This window comes from Paenibacillus sp. N119s (genome assembly GCF_059447605.1).
On record NZ_JCAJRU010000395.1, the window covers coordinates 1 to 2,458 of the forward strand.

Here is a 2,458-nt window from a genome sequence, read left to right on the forward strand (position 1 = left end):
CATAAAGCATGCTCCAATTCATCGCCAGTCCCTTTACCCAAAGATCCACTATCTTCGCATATTTCCGTTTTCCGATCCAGGCAGCGATCGTTTTTTCCATATCTTCATCTTCTACCAGTGCGGTCAGCGCCTCTTTGTTTCGTTTGACCTGACCTTGATACAGCTCGGAGATTCCCTCCTGGCCTTCCAGGAATCCTTCCAGCTTTTCCACCAGCGCTGGCATCGATTCGGCAATTACCGCCAGGCGTTCTTCCATTGCTTCGCGACCCACCTGGAGCGTGTAGGCTGCATCAGCCAGATTGCTTTCTGTGACCTCTCCTTTTCTGATCACGGACAGCAATCTCTCGACCTGCTGTTTCAGCTGTTCCGCATTTTTGGCCGACAACACGACAATAACGGGGTTGTGAGCTGTCACACGGATGGACGCCTTCTCTTCCGGGACGTACTCCTCGATGATGACATGGGCATTGGCGCCTCCTGCTCCAAACGATGAAATCCCCGCCATCCTCGGGTATTCCCGTGTCTCTCCACCAAGCTCAACTACCGGTCGCTTCCATTCCTCCAGCTCCTGCTGGACGACGAACGGCGTCTGCTCAAAAGGAATGTTCGGATTCAGTTCCTGGGCGTGCAGGCTGGGAACCAGCGTCCGGTTTTTCATCTGCAGGACAATTTTCCCAATCCCTGCGATGCCCGCCGCTGCCTCCAAATGTCCGATGTTGGATTTCACAGAGCCCACGGCGCAAAATCCCTTATCCTCCGTATCTTTCCGGAAGGCCTGAGTCAGACCAGTCACTTCAATAGGATCTCCCAATTCTGTGCCAGTTCCGTGCGCTTCGATATAGCTGATGGTCCGGGCATGTACCCCGGCTCGTTCCAGTGCCGACCGGATCAGCTCCCCTTGAGCGGTCGGGTTGGGCACCGTATACCCGTTGGTCTTGCCCCCATGGTTGATGCTTGTTCCCCGGATGAGCGCATGGATCGGGTCTCCGTCTGCAATCGCCTTGGACAGCGGCTTCAATAGCATGGCCCCCACGCCTTCTCCCGGAACAAAGCCGTTGCCTCCCTTTCCAAAACTCTTACACTGCCCGTCTACGGACAGCATCTGGTTCGCGCAAAGTCCCACATAGCTTAGCGGATGCAGATACAGGTTGACTCCTCCTACCATGGCCAGCTCGCATTCTCCGCGGTACAGATGCTCACACGCTTCATGAATCGCGGTCAACGAGGACGAACACATCGTATCCACTGGCATGCTCGGCCCCTGCAAATTGAACAGGTACGATATCCGGTTGGCTACCGAGCTAAAGGATATTTGAGGGAATATTTTCGCCCCCATCTTCCATAATTCCGGCCCGTAAAGCTCGTAGCCCGTTTTGGTAATTCCCGCAAACACACCTACTCGGCTGTTATGCCGTACCGCAAGCTGTTCCCTGGTGTAGCTCGCGTCCTCCATCGCTTCCCAGCAAGCTTCAATGAACAGCCTTTCCTGAGGGTCCATACTGAGCGCTTCTCGCGGTGCAATATTAAAAAACAGGGGATCGAATTCCGCAAATCCTTCGACAAAACCGCCCCACTTGCTATAGCTTTTGCCATCAGCCACCGCTTCCTGTTTGTCAGACTGAAAGAATCCTTCCAGCGACCAGCGTTCTTGCGGAATTTCGCTGACACAATCCTTCCCTGCCTTGAGATTCTCCCAATATTCGTTCATGTCTCTCGAACCTGGATACTTACCTGCCATGCCAATGATGGCAATCGGTTCTCGTGTTTCCTCTACGCCTGGCTCCGCGTAGCTTCGAACAGGCTTCACATAGCTACGGCTGGACTTCGCTGTTGCCTCTTCCGCAATCATCTGTTCCGCAACTGGTGTTCTTTCTTTTTCAACGCGCCGAGCTATCGTATCCGTTTCCTCCACCAGTTCCCTATTCGGACTCATTCCGACCCACTGCATGCACTCTGGTGCATATTCTGCCACCAAATATTCCGCCAAGGCACGCAAGGTCTGGTACTCGTAAAACAGCGTCTTGGACAGCTCGCCAAAGGATTCTGCCAGCTTGGCATTGAGCTGGGTAATCATGATGGAATCGATGCCGTAGCGCTCTAGCGGTTCTTGGGCTTCAATGCTACCGACGCTCAGCCGAGTCACCTCTCCCAATAGCGCCTTGAGACGATATAAGGCTTTATCGTAAAGTAAGCCTGCATCTAGCTTCGACCCAGCTGCTTCTACCGCACGGATACCGGCCTGTGATACAGATTTCGTCAGATAGGCCTCGATTTTTTCAGGCTCTCCTTCTAGGACCATCACCTGCTCCCTGCTTGAGGACAGACATTGGTACAGCGCCTGAATGCCCGACTCGGTCTGTAGAGACGTAATGCCCATATTTTGTCTCATGAGCTTTTCCGTGTCCGCATCGATCCGCATCCCGCCCTCTTTCCATAGCGGCCAGCGGATGGATAGCGT

General features: G+C 53.7%; 1 protein-coding gene. It reads right to left on the bottom strand.

All coding sequences use genetic code 11. The annotated features are described in order from the left end of the window. Window positions 1-2,458, bottom strand: a 2,458-nt coding sequence (locus tag AC5V8P_RS25060) for a type I polyketide synthase (RefSeq protein WP_495474004.1), incomplete at both ends; no start/stop codon positions are given.